This is a genomic window from Kytococcus schroeteri (assembly GCF_042433515.1).
Taxonomy (GTDB): domain Bacteria; phylum Actinomycetota; class Actinomycetes; order Actinomycetales; family Dermatophilaceae; genus Kytococcus; species Kytococcus schroeteri.
The window spans coordinates 96,588-116,281 of record NZ_JBHLVH010000001.1 but is presented as its reverse complement, the minus strand read 5'-3'; the positions used below and the strand labels follow the sequence as shown (position 1 = coordinate 116,281).

Below are 19,694 nucleotides of genomic sequence, written 5' to 3'. Positions count from 1 at the left end.
CGTGGGCCGGGCCCCGGGGCTCAGTCGCGGCGCTCGACCACCCGGGCGCCCGGGGCGGGCCCGCTGGCGGTGAACACCTGCACGCCCGGGCGCAGCGCCGCCATGCCCACCGAGACGTCGATGGCGTGCTCCCGGCTCTCGGCCAGCAGCGCGACGGTGGGCCCGGACCCGGACACGATGCCGGCCACGGCCCCCACCTCGGTGCCCGCATCCAGGGTGTCCTGCAGCGACGGCTGGAGGCTGATGGCGGCCGGCTGCAGGTCGTTCTGCAGGTGCTCGGCCACCGCCAGCGGGTCGCCCGTGCGCAGGGCCTGCAGCAGCTCCTCCGGGGGCTCGGGGGTGGCCTCCCACGCCTCGAGCGTCTCCGGGGTGGGGGTCTGGTCCCAACCGTTGAGCCGGTCGAACTCGCGGTAGACCGCCGGCGTGCTGAGCCCCTGGTCGCTCACGCAGAACACCCAGTGCAGCTCGCCCCGGGCCAGCACGGTGGAGACCTCGTCACCGCGCCCCAGCCCGAGGGCGTTGCCGCCGGTGAGGCCGAAGGGCACGTCGGCCCCCAGGTCGGCGGCGAGGGCGCGCAGGTCCCCCATCGGGAACTCGTTGCCCCACACCTCGTTGGCGGCGAGCAGGGCCGCGGCCGCGTCGGCCGACCCGCCGGCCATGCCCCCGGCCACGGGGACCTGCTTGTCGATGGTGATGGCCACCGGCCGCGGGCGCCGCAGCCCACAGGTGCGCCCGTGGAGCTCACGCAGCTCCTCCACCGCCCGCCAGGCGAGGTTGGTGTGGTCGGTCGGCACGCCCTCGGTGAAGCTGCCGGTGACCTCCAGCGACATCGTGCGCGCGCGGCGCACCGTCACCTCGTCGCACAGGTCGACGGCGTGGAAGACGGTGGCCAGCGGGTGGTACCCGGTCTCGAGGTCGGGAGGCCCCACCCGCAGCGCCAGGTTCACCTTGGCGGGCGCGCGGACGGTCGCGGAGCGGGGGGCGGCCGGGCTGGTCATGGCACCCACACTAGGGGGACCGCAGCGGGCCCGGACCCGGCGGTCCACACCGCACCGGGCACCACCTCAGCGGGCTGCGCCGTCCTCACCGACCAGGCGCCGGTGCGCGGCGGCCAGGCGGATGAAGCCCTCCACGTCCAGCGCCTCGCCTCGGGTCCGCGGGTCGATGCCGGCGGCCACCAGCGCCGCCTCGGCGGCCTGCGCCGAGCCCGCCCAGCCCGCGAGCGCGGCGCGCAGGGTCTTGCGCCGCTGGGCGAACGCGGCGTCCACGCAGGAGAAGACCTCCTCACGCCGCACGCCCACGGCCGCCTCGTCCCGCGGGGCCACGTCGATGCGGGCGAGCCCGGAGTCCACGTTGGGCGCCGGCCAGAACACGTTGCGGCCGATGCGGCCGGCCAGCCGCGTGGGGCCGTACCAGGCGCACTTGACGCTGGGCACGCCGTACACCTTGGAACCCGGTGCGGCGGCCATGCGCTCGGCCACCTCCAGCTGCACCATCACCAGCACGGTCCGCAGGCTGGGGAAGCGCTCCAGGAAGGTGAGCACCACCGGCACGGCGATGTTGTACGGCAGGTTGGCCACCAGTGCCGTGGGCGCGGGGCCGGGCAGCTCCGTCACCTGCAGCGCGTCGTCGTGCACGACGCGCAGGTCGGCAGCGCGGTCGGGCGCCATCGCGGCCACGGTGCCGGGCAGCGCCTCGGCCAGGCGCGGGTCCACCTCCACGCAGGTCAGCGAGGCCACCGACGGCAGCAGCGCGAGGGTCAGCGAGCCCAGACCGGGCCCCACCTCCACCACGTGGTCCTGCGCGCCCACCCCGCTGGACCGCACGATGCGGCGCACGGTGCCCTTGTCGATGACGAAGTTCTGCCCCCACTGCTTGGTGGGGCTCACACCGAACCGGTCAGCCAGCTCGCGGATCTGGGCGGGGCCCAGCAGGCCCTCGTCGGGCGCCTCCACCGGCACCGTCCCCTCGGGCTGCGGGGTGGTCACCACGGCCCGTACACCCGCTCGGAGTTCTCCGAGATCGCCTGGCACAGCTCGGGCACGGACACGTTGAGTGTGCTGGCCATGGTGCGCACCGTGAGCGGCACCAGGTAGGGCGCGTTGGGGGCGCCGCGGTGGGGGTGCGGCGTGAGGTACGGCGCGTCGGTCTCCACCAGCAGGTTCTCCAGCGGCACCACGGCCAGGGCGTCGCGCAGGTCGCGAGCGTTCTTGAAGGTCACCGTGCCGGCGAAGCTCAGCATGTAGCCGCGCTCCACGCACTCCCGCGCCATGGAGATGTCGCCGCTGAAGCAGTGCAGCACCGTCCTGTCCGGCGCCCCCTCCTCGGCCAGGATGCGCAGCACGTCCTCGTGCGCGTCGCGGTCGTGGATCTGCAGCGCGAGCCCCAGCTCCTTGGCCCTGTCGATGTGCCAGCGGAAGCCCTCGGCCTGCACCGCGCGCCCCTCCGGCGGGGTGCGGAAGTAGTCCAGCCCGGTCTCCCCCACCACCCGGATCCGGTCGCCGCGCAGGAGCCGGTCGATCTCCTCCAGCGCCGACTCCAGCTCACCGCGCTCGGCGAGCACCGGCACCTCGTTGGGGTGCAGCGCCACGCCACCCAGCACCTCGGGGTGGCGGGTCACCACCTCGGCGGTCACCCGCGCGGACTCCAGCTCGCACCCGATCTGCACCAGGCGGTCCACGCCCACGGCCCGGGCGGCCTCGATGACGCCGCGCACGCCGCCACCGGCCCCCTCGCCGCCCATGACCACACCGTCCCGCTCGATGTCGACGTGCGTGTGGTTGTCCACCACCGGGATCGGCAGCGGCTCGGGCAGCGGCGGGGCCTCGGTGCGCCGGGGGCTGGTGTGCGGCACTCAGCGCTCCCCGGTGGGGCCCTCGGCCGGGGCCGAGGTGGTCAGCTCGCGCTCGCGCTGCACGGCCTCGTCGTCGAGCTTGCGGAAGATCGGCGTCGGCTTGGCCACCGGGGCGCCCACCACCACGTCGCGCGGCTCCCAGCGCACGCCCGTGGTGTAGTCGCCGGTGATCACCGGGTAGGCGCGCGAGGGGTCGTCCAGGTCGGTCACCTCGTCGATGCGGGGCAGCGGCGCGACGGTGGCCCCGCCGCCCAGCGCGGCCTCCACCTCGTTGGCCGAGTGCGGCAGGAAGGGCGCCAGCATCGTGTTGAGGTCGGTGACGGCCTGGGCACAGGTCCACAGCACGGTGGCCAGGCGCTCGCGCTGGTCCTCGCCCTTGAGCTTGAACGGCTCGGTGGTCGAGATGTACGCGTTGGCCTCGCCCACCAGACGCATCGCCTCGGCCAGGGCCTGGCGGTTGCGGAAGCGCTCGAGCAGCTGCCCCACGGTCGCGAACCCGCCGCGCACGGCATCGAGCAGGACGCGGTCCTCGTCCTGCAGCTCCGCGGGCGCGGGCACCTCGCCGAAGTTCTTGGCGATCATCGAGGCGGTGCGGTTGACCAGGTTGCCCCAGCCGGCCACGAGCTCGCCGTTGGTGCGGCGCGCGAACTCCTCCCACGAGAAGTCGGCGTCACTGGTCTCCGGCGCCACGGCCGAGAGGTAGTAGCGGATGGCGTCGGGCTGCTGGCGCTCCAGCACGTCGCGCACGTAGATGACGTGCCCGCGGGAGGTGGAGAACTGGCGACCCTCGAGCGTCATGAACTCCGAGGAGACCACCGCGGTGGGCAGGTTGAGCTCGCCGAACGGCCCCGGCTCCCCGCCCTTGCTGCCCTGCCCGTTGTGGGCGAGCAGCTCGGCCGGCCAGATCTGGGAGTGGAAGACGATGTTGTCCTTGCCCATGAAGTAGGCGCTGACGGCCTCGGGGTCGTTCCACCAGGCGCGCCACGCCTCGGGGTCACCGCTGCGGCGGGCCCACTCGATGGAGGCGCTCAGGTAGCCGATGACGGCGTCGAACCACACGTACAGGCGCTTGGGGGCGTCCTCCCAGCCCTCCAGCGGCACCTTGATGCCCCAGTCGATGTCGCGCGTCATGGCGCGGGGGCGGATCTCCTTGAGGATGTTGCGGGAGAACGCGATGACGTTGGGGCGCCACGCACCGGAGGCCTCGCGGCCCTCGAGCCACTCCCCCAGCGCCTCGGCCAGGGCGGGCAGGTCGAGCAGGAAGTGGTTGGTCTCGACGAACTCCGGGGTCTCGCCGTTGATGCGCGAGCGCGGGTCGACCAGGTCGGCCGGGTCGAGCTGGTTGCCGCAGTTGTCGCACTGGTCGCCGCGGGCGGAGGTGTCGCCGCAGATCGGGCAGGTGCCCTCGATGTAGCGGTCCGGCAGGGTGCGGCCCGTGGACGGGCTGATGGCGCCCAGCTGGGTCTGCTCCACGAAGTAGCCGTTGTCGTGCACAGCCGTGAACATCTGCCGCACGACCTCGTGGTGGTTCACCGTGGTGGTGCGGGTGAACAGGTCGTAGGAAAGGCCCAGTGCGGTGAGGTCCTCGCAGATGGCCCGGTTGTTCTCGTCGACGAACTCCTGCGGCGTCTTCCCCGCGGCCTCGGCCTGCACGAGGATGGGCGTGCCGTGCTCGTCGGTGCCGGAGACCATGAGCACGTCGTGTCCGGCCATGCGCATGTAGCGCGAGTAGACGTCCGAGGGCACCCCGAAGCCGGCGACGTGGCCGAGGTGGCGGGGACCGTTGGCGTAGGGCCAGGCGACGGCCGAGAGAACCTTGCTCATGGCGCCCGAGTCTACGAGGCGAAGGGCGCGTACTCCCGGCGCGGGCGGCGACGACCCGACAGGCGCTTGAACCGCCGCCAGAGGGACCACACGATCCACCCCAGCACCACCAGCACCACGAGCACGAACAGCGGCGCGAAGACCGCCACCACGCTCAGCGACACCGCGGCCACGTCCTCGGCGAGGGAGACCACCGGCGTGCCCACACCCACGGTGCTGGCGTTGACCGCCGGGCGCGCGGCCGCCTTGCCGGAGTGCACGATGCCGGCCACCACGATGCCCGCGATGACGCCCACCCACGGGTGCTCCGCCATCCACTGCGAGTTGTCCAGGCTCTCGGCGGCGGAGGTGGCGGCGAAGACCAGCCCACCGGTCATCGGCCGGATGAAGGTGCCCACCGCGTCGTTGACGTGGTCCACCACCGCCACCTTGTCCACGGTGACCTCCACCAGGAGCAGCACCGCCGCGCCCACGATGGCCCACCAGGACTCGATCCAGGCGAAGGAGGGCGGCAGCGTGACGAAGGTGGTGAAGCGGGCCAGACAGGCCACGATGAGGAAGGGGATGTAGGCGTTGAAGCCCGCAGCGGCGGACAGGCCGAGGCCGGTGAGGGCTGCAAGCACGTGGGTCTCCTGAACGTGGTGGCGACGGGGGCACCTCTGTGCTCCGTGGGCGCCGCCCCCATGGAATCGCACCGGGGGACGCCGCCTTCCCCGCTTTGCCATTTCGTGCCCGGTTCGTTGCAGAGTTGTGACGTCGGGCGATGATGGGCGCATGACCTCCGGAGCCCTCGTCCTGGCCGCGACCCCCATCGGAGACCCGGCGGACGCCGCCCCGCGCCTCTCGACCGAGCTGGCCGGTGCCGACCTCGTGGCCGCCGAGGACACCCGTCGCACGCAGCGGCTGGCGGCCGCCCTGGGCGTCACCGTCTCGGCCCCGCTCGTGAGCTACCACGAGCACAACGAGGCCTCCCGCACCCCCGAGCTGGCCGACCGCATCGCCGCCGGGGACCGCGTGGTGCTCGTGACCGACGCCGGCATGCCCTCGGTGAGCGACCCCGGCTACCGGCTGGTGCAGGCCTGCGTGGAGCGCGACCTGGTGGTGACCTGCGTACCCGGGCCCAGCGCCGCCCTCATGGCGCTGGCGGTCTCCGGGCTGCCGGTGGACCGCTTCTGCTTCGAGGGTTTCCTGCCGCGCAAGGCCGGCCCCCGCGTCGCCGCCCTGCGGGAGCTCGCCGAGGAGCGCCGCACGATGCTCTTCTTCGAGGCACCCCACCGGCTGGCCGACACCCTGGGTGCCATGGCCGAGGCCTTCGGTGCCGACCGCCCGGCCGCCGTCTGCCGCGAGCTCACCAAGACCTACGAGGAGGTGCGGCGCGGGCCGGTGGCCGAGCTGGCGCAGTGGGCCGTCGAGGGGGCCCGCGGCGAGATCACGGTGGTGGTGCAGGGCGCGGCGGCCCGCGCGGCCGACCCCGAGCAGGCCGCCGCACAGGTGCAGGAGCTGGTGGCCCAGGGGGTGCGCCTCAAGGACGCGTGCAAGCAGGTGGCGGCGGCCACCGGGCTGCCCTCCCGCGCGCTCTACGAGGCAGCGCTCACCGCATCGGACTGAACTCACCGCCTCGGGCCGAGGGGTACGGCCCCCGCCCGGCCCACGCGAAGGGGCCCCGTCCACCGGTGCGGTGGACGGGGCCCCTTCGGGCGCTGCGGGTCAGCGCTGCTTACGGTCCCAGTGACGGAAGCCCGCCGCCACGGCCGACTCCTCGTCGGCGAACCAGACCTCGGCGCGGGTGTTGGCGTAGCCCGGGCTGTCCTCGGTGTGGAACAGGCCCGAGTCGGCGTTGCCCTTGATGGCCCAGCCCTCGGGGCCGGAGCCGTCCTCGGCGGGGAGCGCCGAACCGGGGCCGTAGGGCGAGTCGGCGTCGGCCGCGTCCTCGCCGTCGACCACCGGGATGGCCTGGGTGTGGTCGGACGCGCCGGTCACCGGCTGCACGTCGTCGTCCAGGTCGTCCTCGCCCAGCGGGTGGGCGCCGGCGCCCTCCTCGTCGTGGACGTCGACCCGGTCGGCGTCGGCGTCGGCCTCGACCAGCTCGGCGTCCTCGTCGTGGACCTCGTCGGCCACCACGGCGTCCTCGTCGTCACCCAGGGCGTGGGCACCGTCGGTCTCGGCGTCGACCAGGTCGACCTCGTCCTCGCGGACGTCGTCCCGCTCGGTGTAGAAGCCGCGACGGTCCGCCTCGGCGTCCTCGTCCACCTCGATGCGGTCGGCGTCGTCGTCGACCTCCACCTCGTCCTCGTCGTCCACACCCAGGGAGGCCAGGTGGGCGTCGTACTCACTCGCCGGGATCACCCGCGTGACCGTGCGCACGGACCACAGCCAGGTGACCAGGGCGCCCAGCGCGAAGGCCAGGAGCATCAGCAGCCAGTTCACTCGTCGTCTCCGATCTCACGTGCGCCGGGAAGGTCGGCGAAGGCGGCCTCCTCGGAATCCGCCGGGACGGTCATGCCCACGACCACGTACATCGCCAGCGCGCCGACGACGAACGCCACGAGGTACCAGAGCCACTCCATCAGGAATTCACCCATCGGTCCTCTCCTCTCACTTCACCTGGATGGTGACGCGACGGTTCTTGGCCCGCCCGTCCTCGGTCTTGTTGCTCGCGACGGGCTGCGACGCGGCCGCGTTCTTCTGCTCGATGCGGCTGTTGTCCACACCGGCCACCACGAGGGCCTGCGCGACCTTCTCGGCGCGGTAGGCGCTGAGCTTCTCGTTCACGTCGCCCCCGACGTTGTCGGTGTGCCCGATGACCACGACGTCGAAGTCGCAGCCGGCCAGCTTGGCACCGATCTGGCCCGCGGCCAGAGCGGAGTCGCCGTACAGGGCGTCGCTGCTGGACGGGAAGCGGATCGGGTTGGCCGCGTTGACGCGGTCCATCGAGACCTTGGCGTTCTCACAGGTGAGGTCGCCGATGGCGGACACCGGGGCCGGGCCGGACGGGCTCGGCTTCGGGGTGGTCGGCTCGGGCTTCGGGGCCTCGCTGGTGGGCGACGGCTCCGGGGCGGAGGACTCGGTGGGCTCGGACGTGCTCGGCTTCGCGGTGGGCGACGGCTCGGCCGGCTTGCTGGACTCGGTCGGCTCCGAGGCACTGGGCTCCGGGGCCTCGCTCGAGGACTGCGACGGGCTCGGCTCGGCGGGCTTGCTCGACGCGGCCGGCTCCGACGGGCTCGGCTCGGCCGGGGCCGGCTTGCCGCCGACGGTCAGCTCGTTGGTGATCCTGGCGTCCGGGTAGACGGTGGCGAACTCCTTGGCCACGGTCTTGCGGGCGGCCTCGTCGGCGACCTCGCCGGAGAGCGTCAGGGCGGAGGCGTCACCGGACACCGTGAGGCCCTCGCCACCGGCCTTCAGCGCGTTGGTCAGCGCACCCAGCTGGGCGCCCTCCACCAGCGGCGCCTTCTCGTCCACGGACACCTGAGCGTCCACGGTGCGGCCCTCGTTGGCGTCCTCGACGGCCTTGACGAGCGCGTCCTTGTCGGACTCGCTCGGGGCGGAGGCCGTGAAGGTGACCTTGTCCTTGTCGCCCTCGTAGGAGACCGAGTCGGCCGCCACGGCGTCGCCGGAGTCCTGCACCGAGGAGGAGGTCTCGGCCGCGGTGGTGGTCTTCTCCTCCGCCGGCTCGTCACCGCCCTTGTCGAGCAGGCTGCCCAGCAGGGCCAGCAGCAGCGGGATGGCCAGCAGCGCCAGCCACCACCACCCACCCAGTCCACGGCGGTAGCGGCGGGAGACCTCGTACCACTCCTCACCCCCGTCGTCGACCGCGTCGTAGCGGTCGACCTCGTCACCGTCGCGGGCATCGAGGTGGTCGCCCTCGCCCCACTTGTCACTCATGAGTGCTCCTTCGTCCGCCGTGCTGGGAGTGGCCGGTCTCGTCCCCCGCGGCGGCCCGGGGGACAGAAGTCCTGGGCAGAGGATATCCGCTGCACCCCACGCTTCCGGGGCGGGCGCGACGGCGGTTCGCCACGCCCTCGCGGCCCCGTCCCGGGCGGCTCGGCCCGGCCCGCGTGCGCGGTTTGTGAACTTGGTGGCGCAGACTGCTCCGTGGCCCCACCCCCGATCCGAGGACGTCCATGCACCGCATCACCCGATCCCCCCGCTGGGCCCTCCCGGCCGTGGCCCCGGTGCTGCTGGCCGCCTGCTCCGGCGCCGACGAGGTCCCGCAGTCCCACGGCGCGGAGACGAGCACCAGCGCCCCCTCCGCCTCCGGCGTCGGCCAGGCCGAGGCGGCCGGGGGCGACCACGCCTCGACGGAGCCCGAGCCGCAGGTCCTCGACTGCCTCGGCGAGGGCACGATGGTGCGCCCGCCCACCCTCAGCCTCGACTGCCAGGACACCAACGCCACCCTGAGCAAGCTGCAGTGGGCGGAGTGGGACGCCCGGAGCGCCAAGGGCACCGGGGAGTTCAGCGTGAACAACTGCCAGCCCAACTGTGCCGAGGGGACCCTGGAGAGCTATCAGGTGGAGGTGGAGGCCCCCGAGGTGAAGACCTCCGAGGCCGGCAGCGTCTACACCTCGATCGTGGTCCACTTCGTGGACGGGCGGCCGCTGGGCTCCACCTCGCAGGAGACCTACGAGCTGCCCCACTGAGCGTCGGCGGCCTGGAAGCGCAGCACCGTGCGCGCCCCGCCGGTGCGGGCCCGGTCGAACTCCACCGTCGCCCCCATCGTGGCCGCCTGCTTGGAGATGATGGTCAGGCCGAGCCCGGTGCCCTTGCTCGCCCCGCTGCCGTGGAAGCGCTGCGGGCCGTGCTCGAGGATCTCCGCGGGGTAGCCGTCCCCGAAGTCGTCCACCACCACCGCGCGGCGCACCACGGTGATCACGCAGTGACCGCCCCCGTGGCGCTGCACGTTGACCAGCAGGTTGGCCATGATCCGCTCGAAGCGCCGCGGGTCGATGAGGACCTGCTGCGGCGACTCGCCCCGCAGCTCCACCCGCTCGCACGGGGCGGAGACCGCCAGGAAGCGCACCGTGCGGTCCACCACCTCGCCGAGGTCGTGCTCCTCCAGGGTGGCCACCTCCGACCCGCTCTCCAGCCGGGAGACCTCCAGCAGGTCCTCCACCAGGCGCCGCAGCCGGCCCACCTGCGTGCGCACCAGCGTGGCCGGGCGCCCCTCGGGGAGCAGCTCGACGGCACTCACGAGCCCCGTCACCGGGGTGCGCAGCTCGTGCGCCACGTCCGCCGTGAAGGCGCGCTCTGCCGCCAGGCGGCTCTGCAGGGTCACCGCGAGGGTGTCCACGGCCCGGGTGAGCGCGGCCACCTCGTCACGTCCGCCGGTGTCCGTGCGGGCCGTGGTGTCCCCCTCTGCCATGGCCGTGGCGGCCGTGGCCGCGCTGCGGAGCCGGCTCGAGAGGGCGTTGCCGAGCGTCCAGGCCGCCGCCGCGGAGATGGCCGAGGCCAGCGCCAGGGAGAGCAGCAGGGTCCGCAGCCGCTCGGCGTCCTGCTGGCGCAGCATGTCGTCGTCCAGCTGCACGGTGAGCAGCACGTCCTTGCCGAGCCGCTCGGTGGCCCACATCGTGTCGCCGTCGTAGTAGCTCCGCCGCTCCCCCTGCTCCATGCCCTGCACGAGCTCCCGGGGCGGCACGTCCGGGTCGGCCGTGGCGCCGCGGCGCACACGCCCGTCCAGCCGGTAGGAGGCGCTCACCGTGTCGAGCCGGCTCACGGCCTGCTGGCGCAGGTTCTCACGCGCGGCGTCCGAGGCCTGCGAGGCCAGGAGCACCCCCAGGCCGGCGCTGGTGACCATCGAGACCAGCAGCACCGCCAGTACGATCCGGGTCCGGATGGAGTCACGCCAGCGGGTGCCCCCCAGTCGCTGGTCCCGACGAGCGCTGCGGCCGCTCACCCGCATCGGGCCGGTCACCGCCGCGTCGAGGCGGTGGGTGGGGATGCCGCCGGTGCGGCGCCTGGGGGCCTCGGGGTCCCCGGAACGGTCCGGGCTCACGCATCCACCAGCTTGTAGCCCGCTCCGCGGACGGTGACGATGCGCTCGGCGCCGATCTTGCGGCGCAGGCGCTGCACGGTGACCTCCACGACGTGGGTGTCACCCCACGAGCCGATGTCCCACACCATCTCCAGCAGCTGGTGGCGCGAGAGCACCCGGCCGCGGTGGTCCAGCAGCACCTCCAGCAGGCGGAACTCGGTGGCGCTCAGGCTGATGGTCTCCCCGGCCTTCTGCACCACCATTCCGTCGCGGTTCACCGTCAGGTCCGCCACCCGGATGGTGGTGGTCGTCGGCTCGGTCGGCACGGTGTCCACCCGGCGCAGCACCGCGCGGAGGCGGGCGGCCAGCACCTCGCCGTCGAAGGGCTTGGTCACGTAGTCGTCCACGCCCACCTGGAAGCCGGCGAGCTGGTCGTGCGGCAGGTCGCGCGCGGTGAGCAGCACGATGGGCAGGTCGGAGTCCTCCCGCACCTTGCGAGCGAACGTGATGCCGTCCATGCGCGGCATCATCACGTCCACCACCGCCACGTCGAAGCGCTCACGGCGCAGCGCGTCCAGGCCGTCCACGCCGTCGGCGGCCGTGGACACGGAGAACCCCTGGCGCTCCAGCACCAGGGCGGTCGTCTCTCGGAGCATCTCGTCGTCCTCGACCAGCAGGACGTGGACGTTCTGGTTCACGGTCACGGGGCCACAGTAGGAGGCGGGCGTGCTCACGCGAAAGTTGTGAACGTCCTGTGAGCAACGCGTGCGAGACGTGAGATGTGGCCGGGTTTGTATGGGACACATCGAGAGCGAGGGACACGTTCTCGGCCGCCGGCCTTCTGGAGGAACGCCGGAGCGGCACACAAGGGACAGGGAGCCACCGTACTGAGGGGTCCGGTGGCTCCCTCTCTTGTGCCCCTCGACCGGGTGGGGGAGCACGTACGGTGGGGGGCGTGAACTTCGAGAAGGTCGTCTTCGGTTTCTTCGTGCTCCTGGCCGCCACCCTCAACCTGGGTTACGTGACGGGGGACATCAGCGATCCCGACCTGCACAACTCCTACGAGCTCTACGCCGCCCTCGTGGTCAACCTCGTGGCCGCCGTGCTCAAGCTGGGCGACCGCACCCACGTGGGCGCGGTGCACCTGGCCGCCAGCCTCGTCTCCTGCCTGCAGCTGCTCGCCGCCACCGCCGTCTGGGTGTGGATCGACCAGGGCCGGGACGCCCCCATCGACGCGCAGGCCATGTCGTCCGTGGTGTCGCTGGCCATCGGCGCGCTGCTGGCCAACCTCGTCTCGCTGGTGATCCTCGTCATCGAGACCGTGAACTACCGCGGCCGCTGAGGTCCACCCCGTGGTCAACCCCCTGACGCGGATGACCGCCCACCACCGGGCGGCCCGCCCCGAGTCCCGCCGCCGCCGCGAGGTGGAGGTGCCCGTGGACGACCAGGCGCGGGAGGTGGTCAACGCCACCCTGCGCGGCCTGCGCGCACCGCTGCTCATGATCGTGGCCGTGTTCACCTTCTGCGTGGTGGGCCTCTCGCTCATGCCCGGCGTGGACGCCGACGGCAACCCGCACCGGCTCTCACTGTTCGACGCGTTCTACGTCATGAGCTACACGGCCACCACCATCGGCTACGGCGAGGTGCCCAACGAGTTCACCATCCCCCAGCGCATGTGGGTGGCCGGGTCGATCTTCGCCTCGGTGTTCACCTGGACCTACGCGGTGACCGCGATGTTCTACACGCTCACCGCCCCCGGCTTCCGCGAGGCCACCTCCGAGCTGCGGCTCATGCGCTCGCTGCGCCGCACGCGCGACCCGTTCTACATCGTGGTGGGGCACGGCCAGGCCGGCACGGGCGTGGTCGAGGGCCTCGTGGCGATCGAGCGCGACGTGGTGGTGGTGGACGGCGACGCCGAGCGGCTCGAGCGGATGGCGATGGGGCGCCGCGGCGGACGCGTGCTGGCCCTGCACGGCGACGCCCGCAAGGTGACCACCCTCGGCACCGCCGGGCTGGGCAGCCCGTGGTGCCACGGCGTACTGGCCATGACCGAGGACGACGAGACCAACCTCGCCATCGTCATGACCGTCAACCTGCTGCGCCCGGACGTGCCCGTCATCGCCCGGTCGACCAGCCGGGTCATGGCCGACCGGATGCAGGACTTCTTCCCGGAGCACGTCATCAACCCGCTGGACGAGTTCGGCACCTACCTGACGATGCAGCTGCGCAAGCCGTCGGTGCACCGCCTCGCCACCTGGCTCATGAGCCCTCCGGGCACCGAGCTGGAGGAGCCCCGGGAGCGGCTCGACGACGGGCCGTGGGTCGTGGTGAGCGACGGCGAGTTCGGCGAGGAGGTGAGCCGCGACCTCACGCGGGCCGGGCTGGAGGTGCGCGACGCGCGCCCCACCGGGGAGCTGGTGGACCTGCACGACGTGACCGGTGTGGTGGTGGGCGCCGAGAGCGACATCGTGAACCTCTCGGTGGCCGCCCGGGTGCGCGAGGCCAACCCGGACTGCTTCCTGGTGCTGCGGCAGAAGACGCTGGGCCGCCGCTCCACCGTGAAGGCCTTCGCCCCCGACGCCACCTTCCACCCGGCCGAGCTCATCTCCCGGGAGGCGCTGGCCTACCTGGTGAGCCCCAACTACTGGCACTTCGTGCGCAAGGTGATGGAGCGCGACGAGGAGTGGGGGGCCCGGGTGCTGGAGGACCTGCAGGCGCGCGTGGGCACGCAGACCCCGCAGGCCGCACGGCTGGACGTCACCGAGGAGAACGCCCCCGCCCTGGTGCGCTGGCTGGAGGGCGGGCACATCACCCTGAAGCAGCTGCTGACCCACCCCGAGAGCGGGGAACCGCTGGAGGTCTACCCGGCCGTGCACGGCCGCGGCCGGGAGCGCACCGCGGCCCCCGACCCCGGCACCTCGCTGCACCTGGGCGACTCGTTGCTGGTGCTCGGCACGGCCGAGGGCCTGGGCGAGCTCACCTCCACGCTGTACAGCGACGCGGACGTGGAGAAGCTGGCCACGGGCGTGCACGTGCCGCACACGTGGGTGTTCCGCGCGCTGCGGGGCCGCCGGACCACCCCGCACCACACCCTGCCCAAGGGCGTGCGCCGGCGCCGGTCGCGCCTGGACGACCGCGACGACATCCGCCGCCTGGGGCGCTGAGGCTCAGCCGACCGGGGTCACCAGGCCGTCCGGCACCGCGCGCAGCCTCGCCCCCGCCGGGTCACGCCCCGCCCGGAGTACCGGCCGCCCTCGTCGTGGTCCGCGACACATCGACGGCGCAGTACCGTGCCGCGCCGGGGTGGGTCCGGCGGCGCGGACCGGACCGGCGGGACCGGCGCGTCCAGCAACCGGGGCTGACTCAGGGGCGCAGGAGGCACCACTCCGCCACACCCGTGGGCCCCGTGCGGTGGATGAGCTCCTTGCGCCGCCCGGTGTCGGTGAAACCCCGCTTGCCGTAGTACGCGATCGCCCGCTCGTTGCCCTCGAGCACCCACAGGTAGGCGGGCCCCATCGGGAGGGCTGCGGTCAGCAGGCGGTCGGCCAGGCCCGTGCCGTGCCAGGCCGGGTCCAGGTTGAGCGCCCACAGCTCCCTCGGCGCCGGGGGGTCGTCGTCACGGGGCGGGCCCACGGAGATGAAACCCAGCACGTGACCGTCCTGCTGGCGTGCCACTCGGGTGTCCGCGACCGGGGGTGGGCCGTTGCTGCCCAGTGGGTGGGCGGCACCGGTGGGGCCCTCGTCCGCGAGGCGCTGCGCGGCCTCCCGCCACCGGGCGGCCCCGGCGACGGGGTCGAGGGAGTCCAGCACCGCATCGGGGAGGAGTCCGGTGTAGGTCGCGCGCCAGATCATCCCGTGCACCCGGGCGAGGGACTCCACATCGGCCAGCCGCAGCCGATCAACCTCCACCTCGCCCACCGCCGGACTGCCGCGCTCCTGGTCCATGGCCCGATGGTGCCACCCCCCCCTGCCGCGGCGTCAGGCCGGGGTGGCCAGGGGCGCGGGCACCGAGCGGAGCAGCTCGGCGAGCTCCGGCATGAGGTCGGCCTGCACCGAGGAGGCGCGCCACGCCAGCACGATGTCCCGATGGGGTGCTGGCGCGGTGAACTCGACCGTCGCCACTCCCCCGGGGCCGCCGGGGCGGTCGACCGCCATGCGGGGCATGAGGGTCACCCCGACCCCGGAGGCCACCATGTGCCGCAGGGTCTCCAGGGAGGTGGCGCGGAAGCCGTCCATCTCCACCGCGCCGGAGGAGCGGCAGACGTCGAGCGCCTGGTCCCGCAGGCAGTGGCCGTCCTCCAGCAGGAGCACCGACTCGTCGCCCAGCACGGAGGGGTCCACCGTCTCCTGCCCGGCCAGCGGGTGGTCCAGCGGCACGGCCAGCAGGAAGTCCTCACGGAAGAGGGGCTCCACCGCCAGTCCGGGGTCGGTCAGCGGGCCGGCGAGCACCACCGCATCGAGGGTGCCCTCCCGGAGCTGCCGCATGAGGTCCGGCGTGCGCTCCTCCACCAGCAGCAGGTTGAGCTCCGGGAGGGCCTCGCGGATGCCGGGCACCACGTGCGGCAGCAGGTACGGCGCGAGGGTGGGGAAGATGCCCAGCCGCAGCGAGCCGGCCCGGGGGTCGCGGGCCTGCTCGGCGACGCGCCGGATGGCGTCGCCGTGCCCGAGCATGCGCCGTGCCCGGCCGGCGATCTGCTCGCCGGCCGGGGTGAGGCGCGTGGTGCGGCCCGCACGCTCCACGAGCGCGCAGCCCAGGGCCGCCTCCAGCTTCTTGACCTGCGTGCTCAGCGTGGGCTGGCTGACACCGCAGGCCTCCGCGGCGCGACCGAAGCTGCCGTGGTCGCCCAGGGCGACCAGGTACTCGAGGTCGCGCAGGTTCACGACGAGGCGTCCGCGGTGTCGGCCACGTCGGTGGGCTCGGCGTCGGCATCGACCACCTTGGTGCGCGCCGCGGTGTCCTCCGCGTCGCCCTGGCTGGGCGCGGAGGTGCGGATGAGGTGGTCGAAGGCGCTCAACGAGGCGGTGGAGCCCGAGCCGAAGGCCACGACGATCTGCTTGTACGGGGTGGTGGCCACGTCGCCGGCGGCGAACACGCCCGGCACGTTGGTGGCACCCCGCTCGTCGATGACGACCTCGCCGCGGTCGGTCAGCTCGATGCCGGAGTCCTTGAGGAAGGCCGAGTTGGGCACCAGGCCGATCTGCACGAACACGCCCTCGAGATCGAGCTGCTGGGCCTCGCCGGTCTCGCGGAGCTCGTACCTCAGGCCGGTCACGCGGGAGCCGTCGCCGACGACCTCCTGGGTGGCCGCGCCGAGCACGACGTCGACATTGGGCAGGGAGCGCAACTTGTCCTGCAGCACCTGGTCGGCACGCATGGAGTCCATGAACTCCAGCACCGTCACGTGGCCCACGATGCCGGCCAGGTCGATCGCGGCCTCCACGCCGGAGTTGCCACCGCCGATGACCGCGACGCGCTTGCCCTTGAAGAGCGGGCCGTCGCAGTGCGGGCAGAAGGTGACGCCCTTGTTGCGGTACTCCTCCTCACCCGGCACGCCCATGGTGCGCCAGGAGGCACCCGTGGCGACCACCAGCGAGCGGGTGCGCAGGGTGGCGCCGGAGGCGAGCTCCACGGAGTGGTAGCCACCCTCGGCCCGGGCGGTGGTGACGCCGGTGGCCACCTGGGACTTCACGAGGTCCACGTCATAGTCGTTGACGTGGCGCTCCAGCGCCGCCGAGAGCTGCGGACCCTCGGTGTGGGAGGTGCCCGAGAGGTTCTCGATGGCCATGGTGTCGTTCACCTGGCCGCCCATGCGCTCGGCCACCAGGCCGGTGCGGATGCCCTTGCGGGCCGCGTAGATGGCGGCGGTGGCGCCGGCCGGGCCGCCACCGAGCACGAGCACCTCGTAGGGGTCGGCCTCGGAGAGGCGGTCCGCGGCGGCCTGCGCGGCGTCGTCGTCGATGCGCTCGACGATCTCCTCCAGGGTCATGCGGCCGGAGCCGAAGTCCTCGCCGTCGAGGAAGACGGTGGGCACGGCCATGACGCCGCGCTCGTCGGCCTCGTCGGGGAAGGCCGAGCCGTCGATGGCGGTGTGCGTGATGCCCGGGTTGAGCGTGGCCATGAGGTCCAGCGCCTGCACCACGTCGGGGCAGTTCTGGCAGGACTGGCTGAAGAAGGTCTCGAAGTGGTGCTCGCCGCGGATGTTCCGGACCTGCTCGATGGTGGCGGGGGCGGCCTTGGACGGGTGGCCACCGATGTTGAGCAGGGCGAGCACCAGCGAGGTGAACTCGTGCCCCATCGGCAGGCCGGAGAAGGTCACGGCCGCGGCGTGGTCGTCGGCGGCGCGGATGGTGAACGAGGGGGTGCGCTGCGCGCGCTCGTCGCCCTCGGCCTCACGGGCGGTGACGAGCTCGGACATCTCCGCGATCTCGGCGCACAGCTCGAGGGTCTCGCGGGTGGTGGCGTCGGTGGCGTCGGCCTCGACGGTGGTGAGCAGCTCGACCGGACGCTTCAGGTTGTCCAGGAGCTGACGGAGCTGGGTGGCGAGGTTCTTCTCGAGCACGGGGTCCTCCAGGGGTGCGTGGCGTGGCGTGGCGGGGACGAGGGCGCAGGGGCGGGTGCACCGCATCGGGTGCGGGTGGTGGGTGCACCGACGGCGGCCGACCGGCACCTGGCCGGCCCGACCGCCGTCGGGTCAGGGGTCGACGCCGTCAGGCGCCGAGGGCGGTGTCGCCGATCAGATCTTGCCGACGAGGTCCAGCGAGGGCTCCAGGGTCTCGGCGCCCTCCTCCCACTTGGCCGGGCAGACCTGGCCGGGGTTGTTGCGCACGTACTGGGCGGCCTTGACCTTGCGGACCAGCTCGGCGGCGTTGCGGCCGATGCCCTCGGAGGTCACCTCGGTGAACTGGATGACGCCGTCGGGGTCCACCAGGAAGGTGCCGCGGTTGGCGACGCCCTCGTCCTGGCGCAGGATCTCGAAGTTGTTGGCCAGCAGGTGGGTGGGGTCACCCAGCATCGGGTAGGTCACCTTGCCGACGGTCTCGGAGGAGCCGTGCCAGGCCTTGTGGGTGAAGTGGGTGTCGGTGGAGACACCGAAGACCTCGACGCCGAGCTTCTGCAGCTCCTCGTAGTGGTCGGCCAGGTCACCCAGCTCGGTGGGGCACACGAAGGTGAAGTCGGCCGGGTAGAAGAAGAAGATGGCCCACTTGCCCTGGATGTCGGCGTCCGAGTAGTCCTTGAACTCACCGTTCACGAAACCGGTGGCCTGGAAGGGCTTGATGGTGGTGTTGATCAGCGACATGCGTGCTCCCTCGTTGCGTTGTTGACGTCTGGGGGGTGCAGCCGACGTTCCCGACTGCGATAGCCACTGTATATGAGTCGGACGGTTTTGCATAGTCGACACCTATACCACCCCCCCCCCACCCCCCGACACCACCCAAGCGGCCCGTTGAGTCGTCGCTCCTCGGGGTCAACTCCCCCCATCGGCCCCAAGAGTCGACGACTCAACGGGAGGGGGGTAGGGGGGGTCAACGGGCAGCCACGCTCACTCCCCCGGCAGGGCGTGGACGATGTCGGTGACCAGACGGGCAGCGGCCTTGGCGGTGCGCGAGTCCACGTCCACCGACGGGTTGTACTCGGCCACGTCCACCACGCGAAGCTTCCCGGAGGCCGCCAGGCGGCGCACGACGGCGCTGCACACCCGCATCGGCACGCCGTAGGCCGCCGGCGCGCTCACACCGGGCGCGATGTCGGCGGGCAGCACGTCGAGGTCGATCTCCAGGTGCACGTGGTCCGCGCGGGCGAGCACCTTGTCCACCGCGGCCACGGCGGCCTCCTCGGTGGAGTCCACGTCGAGCAGCCAGGTGGCACCCAGCGAGCGCGCGGCGTCGAACAGGACGGCGGTGTTGCTCGACTCGGCGATGCCGATGACGGTGTAGTCCAGCCCGCGGCCGGCCTCCTGCTCGGCCTGCGCCATCTGCAGGAAGGGGGTGCCGCTGCTGGGCTCGGGGGCCTCGCGCAGGTCGAAGTGCGCGTCCAGGTTGACCACGGCGGTGCGGCCCATCGCCTCGGGGGTGCCGTAGCGCTGGGAGCGCGCGCGGCCCAGGTAGCAGCCCCACGCGGTCTCGTGGCCACCGCCGAGCACGACGGTGAGGTCGTCGGCGTCGAGCGAGGCGGCGATGGCGGTACCCACGGCCTCGTGACCGGATTCGAGGTCACGCCCCTCGTAGCCGGTGTCGCCGTGGTCGGTCAGCGCGAAGGGCCTGTGGGCGGCCATGCCGGCCAGGGCGCCGCGCAGCAGCGGCGGGGCCTCGGCCGCACCCTGGCGGCCCTTGTTGCGGCGCACGCCCTCGTCACTGGCGAAGCCGACCACGCCCACGCGCGGGCCGCCGTCCGTCGCCCCGGCCGCGACGTGGTGCCAGCGGCGGTGCTCGGGGCCGGGGCCGTCGTCGCGGCCGGTCCAGGGAGCGGGGGCGGAGGACTGCGAGGCGTCGGTGGTCATGGGGCCATTGTGGCGCGACCGGGCGGGGCGACCGCCAGCCGGCGAGGACCCTCCCATGTACTTAGGCAGTCTTACTATGAGATAGCCTCACTACCATGCGACACGGCCCCGAGGACCTCGCCACCGCCCACGCCCTGCGCGGCGCCCTGCGCGAGGTGGTGGTGATGATGCGCGGCCTCGACCACACCGAGGCACTCAGCACCTCCCAATCCACCGCGCTCACCGCCCTGCGCGAGGGGCCGCGCACCATGGGCGAGCTCGCCCGCATCGGGGGCATGCGCCTGCCCAGTGCCACGTCGATGGTGCGGCGCCTGGCCGATGCCGGGTACGTCACCCGCACCCGCGACGAGGCCGACCAGCGCGTGCAGCGCGTGCACCTCACCGAGGAGGGACGCGCCGCCCTGGCAGCCAGCGACGAGCGCCGCGCCGCCTACCTGGCCGATGCCGTGGCCACCCTCAGCGCCACCGAGCGGGAGGCACTGGCCGCCGCGGCACCCGCCCTGCAGGCGCTGGCCGCCGCGGCCAAGCGCCCCTGAGCCTCGCCCACCGA

20 protein-coding genes are annotated in these 19,694 nt (G+C 73.1%); 5 read left to right on the top strand and 15 right to left on the bottom strand.

The features are described from left to right. Nucleotides 1-20: 20 nt before the first annotated feature. The 5 genes from ACFFHC_RS00595 to ACFFHC_RS00575 all read right to left on the bottom strand — a co-directional run bounded on the left by ACFFHC_RS00595 (nucleotide 21) and on the right by ACFFHC_RS00575 (nucleotide 5,301). Nucleotides 21-998 carry a 4-(cytidine 5'-diphospho)-2-C-methyl-D-erythritol kinase gene (locus tag ACFFHC_RS00595; RefSeq protein WP_070705192.1) on the bottom strand — a complete coding sequence of 326 codons (978 nt, stop codon included), beginning with the start codon at nucleotides 996-998 and terminating at the stop codon, nucleotides 21-23. A gap of 66 nt (nucleotides 999-1,064) precedes the next feature. After that, nucleotides 1,065-1,988 (bottom strand): 16S rRNA (adenine(1518)-N(6)/adenine(1519)-N(6))-dimethyltransferase RsmA, encoded by a 924-nt coding sequence (rsmA, locus tag ACFFHC_RS00590; protein WP_238138170.1) that lies wholly within the window; start codon nucleotides 1,986-1,988, stop codon nucleotides 1,065-1,067. Continuing rightward, nucleotides 1,985-2,854 carry a TatD family hydrolase gene (locus ACFFHC_RS00585; protein WP_070704126.1) on the bottom strand — a complete coding sequence of 290 codons (870 nt, stop codon included), beginning with the start codon at nucleotides 2,852-2,854 and terminating at the stop codon, nucleotides 1,985-1,987. Before ACFFHC_RS00585 ends, rsmA begins: the two co-directional genes overlap by 4 nt. Next, complete coding sequence (gene metG / locus ACFFHC_RS00580; protein ID WP_379802517.1) at nucleotides 2,855-4,678, bottom strand: methionine--tRNA ligase; 1,824 nt, start codon at nucleotides 4,676-4,678, stop codon at nucleotides 2,855-2,857. It abuts the gene before it with no gap. Nucleotides 4,679-4,689: 11 nt separating this feature from the next. Further along, nucleotides 4,690-5,301, bottom strand: coding sequence for a DUF4126 domain-containing protein (locus tag ACFFHC_RS00575; RefSeq protein WP_070704120.1), 612 nt, complete (start codon nucleotides 5,299-5,301; stop codon nucleotides 4,690-4,692). A 151-nt stretch (nucleotides 5,302-5,452) separates the two neighbouring features. Here ACFFHC_RS00575 and rsmI point away from each other — a divergent pair, with 151 nt between their 5' ends. Then, a complete protein-coding gene (gene rsmI, locus ACFFHC_RS00570) occupies nucleotides 5,453-6,286 on the top strand; it encodes a 16S rRNA (cytidine(1402)-2'-O)-methyltransferase (RefSeq protein WP_101849543.1) in 834 nt (277 codons plus the stop codon). A 99-nt stretch (nucleotides 6,287-6,385) separates the two neighbouring features. Here rsmI and arfC read toward each other — a convergent pair whose 3' ends face one another. Genes arfC through arfA form a run of 3 tightly spaced genes read right to left on the bottom strand, consistent with a single transcriptional unit; the run spans nucleotide 6,386 to nucleotide 8,560 of the window. After that, nucleotides 6,386-7,105, bottom strand: coding sequence for a channel accessory protein ArfC, sunset domain variant (gene arfC / locus ACFFHC_RS00565; protein WP_070705113.1), 720 nt, complete (start codon nucleotides 7,103-7,105; stop codon nucleotides 6,386-6,388). Beyond that, a complete protein-coding gene (gene arfB, locus ACFFHC_RS00560; protein WP_168168452.1) occupies nucleotides 7,102-7,260 on the bottom strand; it encodes a channel accessory protein ArfB in 159 nt (52 codons plus the stop codon). Before arfB ends, arfC begins: the two co-directional genes overlap by 4 nt. A gap of 13 nt (nucleotides 7,261-7,273) precedes the next feature. Further along, nucleotides 7,274-8,560, bottom strand: a complete 1,287-nt coding sequence (gene arfA / locus ACFFHC_RS00555; RefSeq protein WP_070705112.1) for a channel-forming protein ArfA/OmpATb — start codon at nucleotides 8,558-8,560, stop codon at nucleotides 7,274-7,276. Nucleotides 8,561-8,799: 239 nt separating this feature from the next. Here arfA and ACFFHC_RS00550 point away from each other — a divergent pair, with 239 nt between their 5' ends. Next, entirely contained in the window at nucleotides 8,800-9,315 is a 516-nt protein-coding gene (locus ACFFHC_RS00550) for a hypothetical protein (protein ID WP_070705111.1), read from the top strand. Here ACFFHC_RS00550 and ACFFHC_RS00545 read toward each other — a convergent pair. Beyond that, nucleotides 9,297-10,667 carry a sensor histidine kinase gene (locus ACFFHC_RS00545; RefSeq protein WP_083323536.1) on the bottom strand — a complete coding sequence of 457 codons (1,371 nt, stop codon included), beginning with the start codon at nucleotides 10,665-10,667 and terminating at the stop codon, nucleotides 9,297-9,299. The genes ACFFHC_RS00550 and ACFFHC_RS00545 overlap by 19 nt on opposite strands. Continuing rightward, nucleotides 10,664-11,350, bottom strand: a complete 687-nt coding sequence (locus tag ACFFHC_RS00540) for a response regulator transcription factor (RefSeq protein WP_202816703.1) — start codon at nucleotides 11,348-11,350, stop codon at nucleotides 10,664-10,666. The genes ACFFHC_RS00545 and ACFFHC_RS00540 overlap by 4 nt, the downstream gene beginning before the upstream one ends. A 251-nt stretch (nucleotides 11,351-11,601) precedes the next feature. Between ACFFHC_RS00540 and ACFFHC_RS00535 the strand changes: the two genes are divergently transcribed. After that, nucleotides 11,602-11,988 (top strand): DUF6394 family protein, encoded by a 387-nt coding sequence (locus tag ACFFHC_RS00535; protein ID WP_070705110.1) that lies wholly within the window; start codon nucleotides 11,602-11,604, stop codon nucleotides 11,986-11,988. A 10-nt stretch (nucleotides 11,989-11,998) separates the two neighbouring features. Next, on the top strand, nucleotides 11,999-13,810 hold the full coding sequence (locus tag ACFFHC_RS00530) for an NAD-binding protein (protein ID WP_070705109.1): 1,812 nt from the start codon (nucleotides 11,999-12,001) through the stop codon (nucleotides 13,808-13,810). Between the two features lie 199 nt (nucleotides 13,811-14,009). Here the strand turns inward: ACFFHC_RS00530 and ACFFHC_RS00525 are convergent, their stop codons facing one another. The 5 genes from ACFFHC_RS00525 to hutG all read right to left on the bottom strand — a co-directional run bounded on the left by ACFFHC_RS00525 (nucleotide 14,010) and on the right by hutG (nucleotide 19,144). Next, nucleotides 14,010-14,591 carry a GNAT family N-acetyltransferase gene (locus ACFFHC_RS00525; protein WP_070705108.1) on the bottom strand — a complete coding sequence of 194 codons (582 nt, stop codon included), beginning with the start codon at nucleotides 14,589-14,591 and terminating at the stop codon, nucleotides 14,010-14,012. A gap of 33 nt (nucleotides 14,592-14,624) precedes the next feature. Next, nucleotides 14,625-15,527, bottom strand: coding sequence for a LysR substrate-binding domain-containing protein (locus tag ACFFHC_RS00520; protein WP_141494533.1), 903 nt, complete (start codon nucleotides 15,525-15,527; stop codon nucleotides 14,625-14,627). After that, nucleotides 15,524-17,206 carry an alkyl hydroperoxide reductase subunit F gene (gene ahpF / locus ACFFHC_RS00515; protein WP_141494532.1) on the bottom strand — a complete coding sequence of 561 codons (1,683 nt, stop codon included), beginning with the start codon at nucleotides 17,204-17,206 and terminating at the stop codon, nucleotides 15,524-15,526. The genes ACFFHC_RS00520 and ahpF overlap by 4 nt, the downstream gene beginning before the upstream one ends. A gap of 174 nt (nucleotides 17,207-17,380) precedes the next feature. Then, nucleotides 17,381-17,944: an alkyl hydroperoxide reductase subunit C gene (gene ahpC / locus ACFFHC_RS00510; RefSeq protein WP_070703888.1), complete on the bottom strand. Its 564-nt coding sequence runs from the start codon at nucleotides 17,942-17,944 to the stop codon at nucleotides 17,381-17,383. A gap of 243 nt (nucleotides 17,945-18,187) precedes the next feature. After that, on the bottom strand, nucleotides 18,188-19,144 hold the full coding sequence (hutG, locus tag ACFFHC_RS00505; RefSeq protein ID WP_141494531.1) for a formimidoylglutamase: 957 nt from the start codon (nucleotides 19,142-19,144) through the stop codon (nucleotides 18,188-18,190). A 95-nt stretch (nucleotides 19,145-19,239) separates the two neighbouring features. Between hutG and ACFFHC_RS00500 the strand changes: the two genes are divergently transcribed. After that, nucleotides 19,240-19,680 carry a MarR family transcriptional regulator gene (locus tag ACFFHC_RS00500; protein WP_141494530.1) on the top strand — a complete coding sequence of 147 codons (441 nt, stop codon included), beginning with the start codon at nucleotides 19,240-19,242 and terminating at the stop codon, nucleotides 19,678-19,680. The last annotated feature ends 14 nt before the right edge of the window (nucleotides 19,681-19,694 follow it).